Here is a 12,281-nt window from a genome sequence, read left to right on the forward strand (position 1 = left end):
CTAGGGTTTGCCGGTGACTCATGCTGACGGCTACTTCCGGTTTCCGCACATCCATTCGGACCTGGTCACTTTTGTGGCCGAGGACGACATCTGGCTCGCTCCGGCGGGCGGTGGCGGCGGAGGGGCCGCCAGAGCGTGGCGGCTGACCGCCGATCAGGTGCCGGTGTCCCGGCCCCGGTTCTCGCCGGACGGCTCGCTGATCGCCTGGGCCTCGACCCTCGACGGCGCGCCGGAGATCCACGTCGCACCGGCCGAGGGCGGCCCGGCCCGGCGGCTGACCTACTGGGGCAGCGACAGCACCACCCTGCTGGGCTGGACCCCGGAGGGCGAGCCGCTGGCGCTCAGCACGGTCGGCCGGATGTCACGGGCCCACCCCTGGGCCTACGCGCTGCCGCTGGACGGCGGCCCGGCCCGGCAGCTGCCGTACGGCAGGATCGGCGGGGCGGCGCTGGAGCCCGGCGGCAGCCGGGCGCTGCTGGGCACCGCCGGCGCGCGGGAGCCCGCGCACTGGAAGCGCTACCGCGGCGGCCGGGCCGGAAAGCTGTGGATCGGCGCCGAGGGCGCCTTCGAGCGGGTGCACCAGGGCCTGGACGGCAACATCGACTCGCCGATGTGGCTCAGCTCCGGCCGGATCGCCTTCTTGAGCGACCACGAGGGCGTGGGCCAGGTCTACTCCAGCCGGCCGGACGGCACCGACCTGCGCTCGCACAGCGACCTGGAGTTCTACGCCCGCAACGGCTCCACCGACGGCAGCCGGGTGGTCTTCCACAGCGCCGGCGACCTGTGGCTGCTGGACGACCTGACGGAGGCCCGCCCGCGGCGGCTGGAGATCAGCCTCGGCGGTCCGCGCACCGCCCGCCGCCCCCGTCCGGTCACCGCCGCCAAGCACCTGGGCACGGTGTCCCCCGACGCCGAGGGCCGCGGCAGCCTGCTGGAGGTGCGCGGCACCGTCCACCGGGTGGCCCACCTGGACGGACCCGCGCTGGCTCTGGCGGACACCCCCGGGGTGCGCAACCGGCTGCCGCAGCCGCTTCCTGACGGTGCGTCGGTCTGGGTCACCGACGCCGGGGGCGAGGACGGGCTCGAGTTCTCCGACGGTCGCCGGGTCGCGGTCGGTCAGCTGGGCCGGGTGGAGGAGCTGGCCGCTTCGCCGGACGGCAGCGTGCTGGCGGTAGCCAACCGCGACGGCGCGGTGCTGCTGGTCCAGGACGGCGCGGTGCGGGAGCTGGACCGCAGCGAGGCCGTGCACGCCACCGGCCTCGCCTTCTCCCCGGACTCGGCCTGGCTGGCCTGGTCCCACGGCGCCGACCAGAACGACCGGCTGCGCCAGATCCGGCTGGCGCACCTCGCGGACGGGCGGATCACCGAGGTCACCCCGGTCCGCTTCGTGGACCACTCCCCCGCGTTCTCCGCCGACGGCCGGTACCTCGGCTTCCTGTCGATCCGCGAGTTCGACCCGGTCTACGACGAGCACGTCTTCGACCTGTCCTTCCCGCTCGGCTGTCGCCCCTACCTGGCGCTGCTGGCCGACGACCTGCTCTCGCCGTTCGAGCCGCAGCCGCAGGGCCGCGCCCTGGGCCGGCGCAAGAAGGACGACCCGGACGAGGCCGGTTCCGTCCGGGCCACCCGGGTCGACACCGAGGGCCTGGCCGGGCGGATCGTCCCGTTCCCGGTGGAGGCGGGCCGTTACGAGTCGCTGCGGCCGGCCAAGGACGGCTTCGTCTGGCTGAACCGTCCGCTGGTCGGGCAGCTCGGGAACGCCAGGGCCACCCAGGACACCCCGGCGAAGCGCCCGGCGCTGGAGTACTTCAGCCTGGCCACCCGGCGGCTGGAGGTGCTGGCGGACGCGCTGGACCGCTTCGCCGTCTCCGGCGACGGCACCCGGCTGGCCCTGGTCGACGGCGAGGAGCTGCGGATCGTCCCGGCCGACCGCAAGCCAGTCAAGGAGGACCGGGAGGACGAGGTCCGGGTCGACCTGGAGCGGATCCGGGTCACCGTCGACCCGCCGGCCGAGTGGCGGCAGATGTTCGACGAGACCGCCCGGCTGATGCGGGACAACTTCTGGCGGATCGACCTGGGCGGCGTCGACTGGGAGGCGGTGCAGCGCCGCTACCGTCCGCTGATCGACCGGCTCGGCAGCCATGACGACCTGGTCGACCTGCTCTGGGAACTGCAGGGCGAGCTGGGCACCTCGCACGCCTATGTGCAGCCGGCCGCCCGCCGGGTGGGCCCGGCCCGGCGCCAGGGCCTGCTGGGCGCCGACCTGGCCCGGGACGGCGACGGCAGCTGGCGGATCACCAGGATCCTGCCCGGCGAGTCCTCCGCCCCCCAGGCCCGCTCCCCGCTGGCCGCGCCCGGGCTCGGGGTGCGCGCCGGGGACGCGCTGACCGCGGTGAACGGCCGCCCGGTCGACCCGGTCACCGGCCCGGCCCCGCTGCTGGTCGGCACGGCCGGGAAGCCGGTGGAACTGACCCTGGCGGCGGCGGACGGCGAGTACGCCGTGGTGGTCGTGCCGCTGTCCGACGACCAGCCGCTGCGCTACCAGGACTGGGTGGCCGGCCGCCGGGCCAGGGTCCGCGAACTGTCCGGCGGACGGCTCGGTTATCTGCACCTGCCCGACATGATGGCGCCGGGCTGGGCCCAGCTGCACCGCGACCTGCACACCGAGGCCGCGCTGGACGGCCTGGTCGTGGACACCCGGGAGAACCGCGGCGGCCACACCTCGCAGCTGGTGGTGGAGAAGCTCAACCGACGGATCGTCAAATGGCAGGCGGTGCGCGACCACCGGCCCGCCATCCGCTACCCGGAGGACGCGCCGCGCGGCCCGCTGGTCGCGGTCGCCGACGAGTTCTCCGGCTCGGACGGGGACAACATCAACGCCGCGTTCCAGGCCTTCGGCCTCGGCCCGGTGGTCGGCGTCCGCACCTGGGGCGGGGTGGTCGGCATCGACGGCCACTACAGGCTGGTGGACGGCACCGGGGTGACCCAGCCCCGGTTCCGCACCTGGTTCGAGGGCTACGGCTGGGGCCTGGAGAACCACGGGGTGGACCCGGACGTCGAGGTGGTCTGCACCCCGCAGGACTGGGCGGCAGGACGCGACCCGCAGCTGGAAGAGGCGGTCCGGATCGCCCTGGCCGCCCTGGAGCAGACCCCGGCCGCCGCCCCGCCGGAGATCCCGCCGCTGCCGTAGCCGCAGCGATCGGCCGCGCCCTGGACCCCGCTACTTCGCGGCGTCCAGGGCGCTCTGCAGCGAGCCGATGTAGCCCTGGCTGGTGTAGGTCGCCCCGGACACCGCGTCGATCTTGGCGCTCTGCGCCGCCAGGGTCTCCTGGGTGAGGATCGGCAGCGCCTGGGCGTTGATCTCCTCGTCCCTGGGGGTGCCGTTCGGCTGCTGCAGCACATCGACTGCGGTGATTCTGGTCCCGTCGAAGGTGACCTTGAGCTGGACCGGGCCCCACTGGGTCTGCACGGTTCCGCCGGTGACGGTGTGCACCCCACTGGCGGAGCCGCTGCCCGCGGCGCCCCCGGAGGAGGTGCCCGAGGACCCGCCCGAGGACGCGCCGGGGACGGCGACGGTGTGGTGCGGCTTGGCCGCGAGCAGCAGCACCACGCCCAGGGCGGTGCCCGCGGCGGTGACGGCGATTCGGCGCATGATCAGGACCCTGTCTACAGCTCGAAGGATTCATGGTGGATCCGGCGGGCCGGGACACCCGCCGTGTCCAGGGCCTCACGGGCGGTGCGGACCAGGCCCTCCGGCCCGCACAGATAGACGTCGTGCTCGCGCAGGTCCGGCAGCAGCGCCAGCAGCGCCCGGGCCTGCAGCGGCTCGCCGACCTCGGAGCGCGGCCCGAGCAGGAAGCGCAGCCTGGCCCCGCGGGCGGCGGCGATCGACTCCAGCTCGGCCCCGAACACCAGGTCCTCGGCGCTGCTCGCCCGGTAGACCAGGGTGAGCCCGCCGGGCGCGGCCGGGATGGTCTCGAACAGCGCCCGCAGCGGGGTGATCCCGACGCCCCCGGCCAGCAGCAGCACCTTGGGCGACCTCCGCCGGTCGGCGGTGAACGCGCCGTAGGGGCCCTCGGCCAGCACCCGGGTGCCGGGGCGCAGCCGGGCCAGCGCGCCGCTGTGGCCGCCCTGCTCCTTGACCGTGATCCGCAGATAGCCCCCGCCGGGCGGGGCGGACAGCGAGTAGGGGTTGGCGGACCAGCCCAGGCCCGGGGTGAGGAAGCGCCAGCGGAAGAACTGCCCGGAGCGGGTGCGGGCGGCCAGCTCGTCCAGGTAGTCGCCGATGACGAACACCGACACCACCCCGGGCGCCTCGGTGCGCACCTCGGCCACCCGCAGCCGGTGCCGGTACATGTCACGGACCGGGACCAGGAAGCGGAACCAGAGGATCAGCGCGCCGGTGCCCAGGTAGAGCCCGTACCAGAGCGCGCGGGCGCTCGGGTCGCGGACGAATTCGGCGCCGTTGCTGAGCTGGTGGAAGAAGGTGAGGAAGATCGCCAGATAGGTGAGCAGATGCAGGTGGTACCAGGTCTCGTAGCGCATCCGGCGGCGTGCGGCCCGGGCCGAGACCGCCCCCACGGTGAACAGCAGCAGGGTGCCGATGGTGCCCTTGAGCAGGTCCGGGTAGTGGAACACCAGCTCGGTGGTCTGGTGCACCAGGCCGGTCCGGTCGGTCAGCGAGTAGCCCCAGACGATCAGCAGCACATGGGTGAGCACCAGGCCGACCATGTAGCGGCCGCCGGTCGCGTGCCAGCGGGCCAGCCGGTCGCTGCCGAGGGTCCGGTCGAGCAGCGGTATTCGGGCCATCAGCAGCACCAGCACCGGTGCGGTGTACCCGGCCAGCAGCCCGAACAGCCGCCCGCCGTTGGTGACCCACTGGGCCGCGCCGACGATCGAGGCGGTGTCCTGCCACCACAGCCACAGCACGGCGCCCGCCCCGGCCGCGATCACACCGAGCAGCGCGCGGGCCACGGTCTCGGCGTGGGGTCCGCGCGCCGGCGGTGGTGGTGCGGGCGCGCCGGTCCGCGCGGCCGCCTGGACTGTGCTGGTCATACTCGCCTCCCAGGACTACTGGAAACCGACTGTGCCAGCGTTTTCTGTGTAGACAGTAAGAACGGGCCGGGATCAGCCGAAGAAGACGTCGAACTCGGCGTAGAGGGCCGGGTCCACGGTCTTGATCCGGACAGTGGCCTCGGCCAGCGGGACCCGGACGATGTCGGTGCCGCGCAGCGCCACCATGGTGCCGAAGTCCTCGTCGTGGACCGCGTCGACCGCGTGCAGGCCGAAGCGGGTGGCCAGCCAGCGGTCGAAGGCGCTGGGGGTGCCGCCGCGCTGGATGTGGCCGAGGACGGTGGTGCGGGCCTCCTTGCCGGTGCGGGCCTCGATCTCATGGGCCAGCCACTCGCCGATGCCGGCCAGCCGGACGTGCCCGAAGGCGTCCCTGGAGTCGTCCTTGACCATCATCTGGCCCTCCAGCGGCATCGCTCCCTCGGCGACCACCACGATCGGGGCGTAGTTGATCCGGAACCGCTGCTCGACCCAGGCGCAGACCCGGTCCATGTCGAAGCGCTGCTCCGGGATGAGGATGACATTGGCGCCGCCGGCGATGCCGGAGTGCAGCGCGATCCACCCGGCGTGGCGGCCCATCACCTCGATCACCAGCACCCGCTTGTGCGACTCGGCGGTGGTGTGCAGGCGGTCGATGGCCTCGGTGGCGATGTTGACGGCGGTGTCGAAGCCGAAGGTGTAGTCGGTGGCGTTCAGGTCGTTGTCGATGGTCTTGGGAACGCCGACCACATTGACCCCGTGCTCGTGCAGGGTGGCCGCGACGCCGAGGGTGTCCTCGCCGCCGATCGCTATCAGCGCGTCGACCTCGTACTTGTCCAGGTTCTCCTTGACCCGGCGGATGCCGTCGACCACCTTGAGCGGATTGGTCCGCGAGGAGCCGAGGATGGTGCCGCCGAGCGGCAGGATGCCGCGCACCTCGGGGATGCCGAGGGGTGTGGTCGCGGCTTCGAGCGGGCCGCGCCAGCCGTCCCGGAAACCGAGGAAGTCGTAGTCGTAGAGCTGCGTTCCCTTGCGGACGATCCCCCTGATGACGGCGTTGAGCCCGGGGCAGTCGCCCCCGCCGGTGAGCACTCCTATCCGCATGTCCGTCCCCTCCCATGAGTGTGACGAGGCGTCACTTCACGGTAGCGGCGGGACGGATGATTGCACCCGGGCGTGCGGCGCCGGGAACGCGCCAGCGGGTCCGCAGTGCTAGGCGCCGTCGTCCAGGCCGCGCTCGATGGCGTAGCGGACCAGCTCGACCCGGTTGTGCAGCTGGAGCTTGCCCAGGGTGTTCTGGACGTGGTTCTGGACGGTGCGGTGCGACAGCACCAGCCGGTCGGCGATCTGCTTGTAGGACAGCCCCTTGGCGACCAGCCGCAGCACCTCGGTCTCCCGGTCGGTCAGCTGCGGGGCGGCCGGGGTACGGGAGTCGGCCGGCGCGGGCTCGGCCGCCAGCCGGCGGTACTCGCCCAGCACCAGGCCGGCCAGCCCGGGGGTGAACACCGGGTCGCCGACCGCGGTGCGGCGCACCGCGTCCAGCAGTTCCTCCCGGCTGGCGGACTTCACCAGGTAGCCGGTGGCCCCGGACTTGACCGCCTCCAGCACGTCCGCGTGCTCGCCGCTGGCGGAGAGCACCAGTACCCGGGTGGCCGGGTCGTGCGCCATCAGCTGCCGGCAGACCTCCACCCCGGGCAGGTCCGGCAGGTTGAGGTCGAGCACCACCACCTGTGCGGCGGCGGCCGGGGCCCGGCGCACCGCCTCCCGGCCGTCCCCGGCGGTGGCGACCACCCGGCAGCCGGCGTCGGCCAGGTCGCGGGCCACCGCCTCCCGCCACATCGGGTGGTCGTCGACCACCATCACCCGGATGCCCTCGTGCTGACCGTCCGTCACGTCGTGCTCTCCTTCGTTGCCGCTGCTGCCGTTGCCGAGGCCCCCGACGCCTTGCCGCGCTGGCGGGGCACCCGCAGCTCGACCTCGGTGCCCTGCCCGGCCGCCGAGGTGATCTCCGCGCTGCCGCCGAGGTCCCGCAGCCGGCCCCGGATCGACTGGGACACCCCGAGCCTTCCCTCCTGCTCCGCCTCGCCGAGCCGGGAGGCGGCGAAGCCGGGGCCGTCGTCGCGGACGCTGACCACCACCGCGTCCGGCTCGTCCTCGACCAGGATCCAGGTCTGCGCCCCGGGCCCGGCGTGCTTGCGCACATTGTCCAGGGCGGCGCCGACAGCCGCGCTCAGCTCACTCGCCGCCCGTCCCGGCAGCAGCACCGGGGTGCCCGGCGCGGCCACGGTGACCCGGGAACCGGCCAGCGGGCCCAGCAGCGCCCGCAGGTCCTGCGGGGCACCCGGGTCCGGGTGGTCCGACTGCCGCCGCGGCGCCTCGTAGGAGGGGTTGGGCGCCAGGCCCTCGGCGATCAGCGCCCGCAGCGCGATCTCCTGCTCCCCCGCCATCCGGCCGATCTCCTCGGCCTCGCCGCCGAGTTCGGTGCCGCGCCGCTGCACCATCGCCAAAACCTGCAGCACCCCGTCGTGGATGTCCCGGGCCAGCCGCTCCCGCTCCCTGGTGGCGGCCTGGATCTCCAGCGCCCTGGCCAGGGTCTGCTCACTGGCCCTGGCCAGCTCCACCACATAGCCGATGGCGATGCCGGCCAGCATCAGCAGCACGATGTTGTGCACATTGCTGGAGGTGACCCGGCCCCGCTCGCCGATGTTGGCGAGACCGACGATCAGCGCGGCCAGGGCCGCCGGACGCCAGCCGCCCAGCACCGAGAAGCCCAGCACGGTCGCCGCCGCGCGGACTGTCGGCAGGGTCACCTCGCCCGCGTCGACCTGGGCGATCTGGTCGAAGCTGCGGGTGAGCAGGATGCCGGCCACGACCAGGGCGAGGTCGGCGTAGAGCCACCACCAGGTGCAGCGGGCCTTGCTGGCGAACTGGCGCACCGTGGCGAAGGTCCACAGCGACAGCACGCCCATGTAGGCCCAGGCGGCGGCGGGGTGGGCGTAGTGGGCGGCGTCCCCCGCGTAGCGGCCCACCGCGTAGAGCAGGGTGAGCAGCCGGAACGCGGTGACCGCCCGCCACAGCGGCTGCTCCACGGAGAAGACCCCCGCACCCGCGCGATTTTCCTTCGTACCCATCGCCAGCCCCCCGGCTAGGTGTCCTTGGCCTGTTTCTTGGCGTCCTGCAGCTGCTTCTTCGCGGCGGTGGCGTAGACGTCCACGTACTCCTGGCCGGACAGCCGCATGATCTCGTACATGACCTCGTCGGTCACCGAGCGCAGGATGAAGCGGTCGTTCTCCATGCCGTGGTAGCGGGAGAAGTCCAGCGGTGCGCCGATCCGGATCCCGGGGCGGACCCCGAAGTTGGGCCGGACCTGGCCGGGCGGCTGCAGCTTGTCGGTATTGATCATCGCCACCGGGATCACCGGCGCGCCGGTGGCCAGGGCGATCCTGGCGACGCCGCCGACCTTGCCCCGGTAGAGCTTGCCGTCGGGCGAGCGGGTGCCCTCCGGGTAGACCCCGAACAGCTCGCCGCGCTCGATCACCGCGATACCGCTGCGGATCGCCGCCTCACCCGCGCCGCGGACGCCGGAGCGGTCCACCGGGAGCTGTCCGACCCCCCTGAAGAAGGCCGCCGTCAGCTTTCCCTTGACACCCTTTCCGGTGAAGTACTCGGACTTGGCGATAAAGGTCACCCGGCGCCGCATCAGCGCCGGGAGGAAGAAGGAGTCGGAGAAGGAGAGGTGGTTGCTGGCCAGGATGGCAGGCCCGTGTTCCGGGATGTGGTCCATCCCCTCGACCCACGGACGGAAGAAGATCTTCAGCAGTGGAGCGACGATCATCTTCATCACTCGGTAGAACAACCCTGGCCTCCAGATTAGCGAACCATCGAGAACCATAGCCGTTCACCGGGAGGTGAGCTGTACGGCTGCCGCGCGGGCGTGGGACGATGCACCCCACCCGTCCCCGCCCGTTCCTCCGCGTGCCGGACCGTACGAGTCGAAGGAGCCGCAGATGCCGCTCATGCCCGGTGCCGAGCCGTACCACCACCACGGCGGGCCGGTCGGAGTCCTGGTGTGCCACGGGTTCACCGGCTCGCCGGCCTCGATGCGGCCCTGGGCCGAGGCCGCCGCCGCCGAGGGTCTGAGCGTCTCGCTGCCGCTGCTGCCGGGCCACGGCACCCAGTGGCAGGACCTGAACGTCACCCGCTGGCAGGACTGGTACAGCACCGTCGAGCGGGAGTTCGACCTACTGGCCAAGGACTGCGAGCAGGTGTTCCTGTTCGCCCTGTCCATGGGCGGCCTGCTGTCGCTGCACCTGGCCGCGCAGAAGGGGGCCGCGGTGTCGGGGCTGGTCCTGGTGAACCCGCTGGTGCGGATGCCCGGACAGTCGCACCGGGCGCTGCCGCTGGTCCGGCACCTGGTCCCGAGCCTGCCGGGGATCGCCAACGACGTGGCCAAGCCCGACGTGAACGAGGGCGGCTACACCCGCACCCCGCTGCACGCGGCGCACTCGATGGCCCAGCTGACCCGGCTGGTGCAGGCCGAGCTGCCGCAGGTCACCCAGCCGCTGCTGCTGTTCCGCAGCCCGCAGGACCATGTGGTGCCCGCGGCGAGCAGCGAGTTGCTGCTTTCCCGGATCTCCTCCACGGATGTGGAAGAAAAACTGTGCGAACGCAGTTTCCATGTGGCGACACTGGACCACGACGCCGAGATGATTTTCGACGGCAGTCTCGGCTTCGTCCGGCGGCTCACCACCGCTGCGAAGGGATGAGCGGTATGGCGGATCTGCCCGAGGTTCCGGAGGAGCCGACCAAGCAGGCCCCTGAGGAGACCCCCGCCGAGGCAGCCGACGGCCCTGCCGCCTCGGACGACGAGCTGTTCGCGCAGCTGGTCGCGGGCTTCGACACCCCGGTGGACGACGAGGCGCGGTCCTGGCCCGCCGCCGAGGACCTGGCCGACCTGGCGCCGCAGCCCCGGCCGCGGCAGGCCCCGGCCGAGCCGCTGATCAAGCTGCCGATGATCCAGGCGATCGGACCGGTCGACCCGCGGACCTGGACCCCGGAGGAGGACCCGGACGAGGACCACTTCGTCCCCCCGCCGCCGCCCCCGCTGCCGAAGACCGAGGCGGTGACCCGGCTGGCGATCACCGCCGTGGTCGGCGGCATCGCCCTGATCCTGGTCTCGGCGCTGGGTTACGTCCCCGCCCTGGGCGGGATGGGCGAGGTGCTCGGAATAGCGTTCTTCATCGGCGGCGCCGGCACCCTGTTCGCCCGGATGCGGGACGAGGACGACGAGGACGGGGACGACGACCCGCACCGCGGCGCCGTGGTCTGACAGTTGGTCAGTCGGCGGGCCGCGCCGGGATCCGGAGGACGGCCAGCAGCGGCAGGTGGTCCGTCGCGCCGAGCAGGTCGCGGGGCCGCACCCCGGGCAGCCCGTCCGGGACGCCGCAGGCCAGCACCTCGATCCCGGGGGTGGCGAAGACCGCGTCGATCCGCTGGTAGGGGTTGTCGGGGACGGAGGTGAACTCCGAGCCCCAGGGCGCGGTCGCCCAGCCGTCCTGCAGCCGGTCCGCCAGCAGCTTCCAACCGGGGCCGTCCGGGTGCTCGTTGAAGTCCCCGCCGACCAGGCCGAGCGGCGCGCCGACCCGGTCCACCTGCTCGAGCAGCGCCTGGAAGTGGGTGTAGCGCTCGTCCGCGTTCAGCGAGAGGTGACAGCTGGTCACCGAGAACGGGGCGGCGGCGCCGAACCGGACCACGGTCGTGGCGAACCCCCGCTGGTGCAGCTCGGGACGCCGCGGCAGCAGCAGGTCGTGGACCGACAGCGGCGTCGCCCTGAGCTTGCCGAGCAGCAGCGGCCCGGAGGCGCTGAGCCCCCCGGAGAGGATCACCAGGCCGGTGCTGCGGGCCAGCCAGGCCGCCTGCTGCCGGGGGAACCAGAACCGCGGCGACTCCTGGACGCAGACCAGGTCGGGTTCGCAGGCGCGGACCACCCGGACCAGCGCGGTCCGGTCGTCCCGCAGCGAGCGGATGTTGTAGCTGAGCAGCCGGACCACTTCGGATCCGTCGGGCCGGGGTCCGGAGGCCGGGAGTTCAGGCGTCATGCCGTCAAGTCTGGCACCCGCGGCGGCGGTCGGGCCGTCCGGCATGCGGAAGCCCCTGTACGGATTGCGTACAGGGGCTTCACAAAGTAATCAGACCTGGCGGGCCAGGTCCCCCGCGCCGGTGATGCCGGCGGCCGAGCCGAGCGAGGCCAGGACCACCTCGGCCCGGGGCCGGTGCACCCCGCCGATGAGGTGCTTCTCGAAGGCCTTGGCGACCGGGTCGAGCAGCAGGTTGCCGGAGTCGGAGACCCCGCCGCCGAGCACGAACACGGCCGGGTCGAACAGCGACGCCAGGTCGCTCATCCCGCGCCCGAGCCAGTCGGCCAGCTCGTCGTAGACCTCCAGGGCGAGCGGGTCGCCCTCCTCCGCGGCCTCGGTGATCTGGCTGCCGGTGATGGTGTCGGCGATGCCCTCGTTCAGTTCGAGCAGGCGCTTGCCGAGGACGCCCTCGGTCGCGGCCCGCTCGCGGCCGTAGCGGCGCAGCGCGCGGCCGGAGGCGTACTGCTCCCAACAGCCCTTGGAGCCGCAGCCGCAGGGGATGCCGTCCGGCACCATGTTGAGGTGGCCGATCTCGCCGGCCACACCGAAGCTGCCCCGGTACATCCGGCCGTCGAGCACGATGCCGCCGCCGATGCCGGTGCCCACGGTGATCATGATCATGTCGTTGTGCCGGGCCGCGGCGCCGAACCGGAACTCGCCCCAGGCCGCCGCGTTGGCGTCGTTCTCGATCACCGTGGGCAGGTGCACCAGGTCCTCGATGCGGGCCTTGAGCGGCTCGTTCTCCCAGTTGATATTGGGAGCCATGATGACTGTGGAGCGCTCCCGGTCGATGTAGCCGGGCGCGCCGACACCGACCGCGGTGATGTCGTGCTGCGCTCTCAACTCCTTGACCGCGTCCGCGATGGCACCGACGGCCCACTGCGGATCGGCGGGCGTGGGCACCCGCGTACGCGCGAGGATCTCGCCGTTCTCGTCGACGACCCCGGCTGCGATCTTGGTACCCCCGACGTCGACGCCGATGGTCAGTCCCATGTGTCCCTCAGTCTCCGCTGGCTTCCCCGCTGGCCGGTACCGTACCCGGCCGGATGGGGCCAGGTACACACCTGTGCGTACATTAGCCGAAGACAGAGTGGA

General features: G+C 72.8%; 11 protein-coding genes. 3 read left to right on the top strand and 8 right to left on the bottom strand.

Features of this window, described 5'->3' with window-relative positions:
• Positions 1-13 precede the first annotated feature (13 nt).
• Positions 14-3,190, top strand: a complete 3,177-nt coding sequence (locus tag ACEZDG_RS24575; protein ID WP_380513152.1) for a S41 family peptidase — start codon at positions 14-16, stop codon at positions 3,188-3,190.
• A gap of 30 nt (positions 3,191-3,220) precedes the next feature.
• Here the strand turns inward: ACEZDG_RS24575 and ACEZDG_RS24580 are convergent, their stop codons facing one another.
• From ACEZDG_RS24580 to ACEZDG_RS24605, 6 genes are all read right to left on the bottom strand, one after another.
• Complete coding sequence (locus tag ACEZDG_RS24580; RefSeq protein ID WP_380513154.1) at positions 3,221-3,652, bottom strand: FMN-binding protein; 432 nt, start codon at positions 3,650-3,652, stop codon at positions 3,221-3,223.
• 14 nt (positions 3,653-3,666) lie between these two features.
• Positions 3,667-5,055: a ferredoxin reductase family protein gene (locus tag ACEZDG_RS24585; protein ID WP_380513156.1), complete on the bottom strand. Its 1,389-nt coding sequence runs from the start codon at positions 5,053-5,055 to the stop codon at positions 3,667-3,669.
• A gap of 72 nt (positions 5,056-5,127) precedes the next feature.
• Positions 5,128-6,153 (bottom strand): 6-phosphofructokinase, encoded by a 1,026-nt coding sequence (locus ACEZDG_RS24590; protein ID WP_380513158.1) that lies wholly within the window; start codon positions 6,151-6,153, stop codon positions 5,128-5,130.
• A 108-nt stretch (positions 6,154-6,261) separates the two neighbouring features.
• Positions 6,262-6,909 carry a response regulator gene (locus tag ACEZDG_RS24595; protein WP_380513270.1) on the bottom strand — a complete coding sequence of 216 codons (648 nt, stop codon included), beginning with the start codon at positions 6,907-6,909 and terminating at the stop codon, positions 6,262-6,264.
• Positions 6,910-6,938: 29 nt separating this feature from the next.
• The gene (macS, locus tag ACEZDG_RS24600) at positions 6,939-8,180 is read right to left on the bottom strand and encodes a MacS family sensor histidine kinase (protein ID WP_380513160.1); all 1,242 of its coding nucleotides are present in this window, start codon (positions 8,178-8,180) and stop codon (positions 6,939-6,941) included.
• Between the two features lie 14 nt (positions 8,181-8,194).
• Positions 8,195-8,884, bottom strand: a complete 690-nt coding sequence (locus tag ACEZDG_RS24605; RefSeq protein ID WP_380513162.1) for a lysophospholipid acyltransferase family protein — start codon at positions 8,882-8,884, stop codon at positions 8,195-8,197.
• A gap of 172 nt (positions 8,885-9,056) precedes the next feature.
• Between ACEZDG_RS24605 and ACEZDG_RS24610 the strand changes: the two genes are divergently transcribed.
• On the top strand, positions 9,057-9,815 hold the full coding sequence (locus ACEZDG_RS24610; RefSeq protein ID WP_380513164.1) for an alpha/beta hydrolase: 759 nt from the start codon (positions 9,057-9,059) through the stop codon (positions 9,813-9,815).
• 5 nt (positions 9,816-9,820) lie between these two features.
• Entirely contained in the window at positions 9,821-10,378 is a 558-nt protein-coding gene (locus ACEZDG_RS24615; protein WP_380513165.1) for a hypothetical protein, read from the top strand.
• A gap of 7 nt (positions 10,379-10,385) precedes the next feature.
• Here ACEZDG_RS24615 and ACEZDG_RS24620 read toward each other — a convergent pair whose 3' ends face one another.
• Positions 10,386-11,147, bottom strand: coding sequence for an endonuclease/exonuclease/phosphatase family protein (locus ACEZDG_RS24620; protein WP_380513167.1), 762 nt, complete (start codon positions 11,145-11,147; stop codon positions 10,386-10,388).
• 90 nt (positions 11,148-11,237) lie between these two features.
• Positions 11,238-12,179, bottom strand: coding sequence for an ROK family glucokinase (locus tag ACEZDG_RS24625; protein ID WP_380513169.1), 942 nt, complete (start codon positions 12,177-12,179; stop codon positions 11,238-11,240).
• Positions 12,180-12,281 lie beyond the last annotated feature (102 nt).

The sequence above is a fragment of the Streptacidiphilus alkalitolerans genome, assembly GCF_042511045.1.
Taxonomy (GTDB): Bacteria; Actinomycetota; Actinomycetes; order Streptomycetales; family Streptomycetaceae; genus Streptacidiphilus; species Streptacidiphilus alkalitolerans.

Bases quoted from the DNA above. Each gene is read 5' to 3' on its own strand.
- ACEZDG_RS24625 (WP_380513169.1), bottom strand. From the start codon at position 12,179: ATGGGACTGACCATCGGCGTCGACGTCGGGGGTACCAAGATCGCAGCC.
- ACEZDG_RS24615 (WP_380513165.1), top strand. From the start codon at position 9,821: ATGGCGGATCTGCCCGAGGTTCCGGAGGAGCCGACCAAGCAGGCCCCT.
- ACEZDG_RS24585 (WP_380513156.1), bottom strand. From the start codon at position 5,055: ATGACCAGCACAGTCCAGGCGGCCGCGCGGACCGGCGCGCCCGCACCA.
- ACEZDG_RS24580 (WP_380513154.1), bottom strand. From the start codon at position 3,652: ATGCGCCGAATCGCCGTCACCGCCGCGGGCACCGCCCTGGGCGTGGTG.
- macS (WP_380513160.1), bottom strand. From the start codon at position 8,180: ATGGGTACGAAGGAAAATCGCGCGGGTGCGGGGGTCTTCTCCGTGGAG.
- ACEZDG_RS24620 (WP_380513167.1), bottom strand. From the start codon at position 11,147: ATGACGCCTGAACTCCCGGCCTCCGGACCCCGGCCCGACGGATCCGAA.
- ACEZDG_RS24605 (WP_380513162.1), bottom strand. From the start codon at position 8,884: ATGATCGTCGCTCCACTGCTGAAGATCTTCTTCCGTCCGTGGGTCGAG.
- ACEZDG_RS24590 (WP_380513158.1), bottom strand. From the start codon at position 6,153: ATGCGGATAGGAGTGCTCACCGGCGGGGGCGACTGCCCCGGGCTCAAC.
- ACEZDG_RS24595 (WP_380513270.1), bottom strand. From the start codon at position 6,909: ATGGTGGTCGACGACCACCCGATGTGGCGGGAGGCGGTGGCCCGCGAC.
- ACEZDG_RS24610 (WP_380513164.1), top strand. From the start codon at position 9,057: ATGCCGCTCATGCCCGGTGCCGAGCCGTACCACCACCACGGCGGGCCG.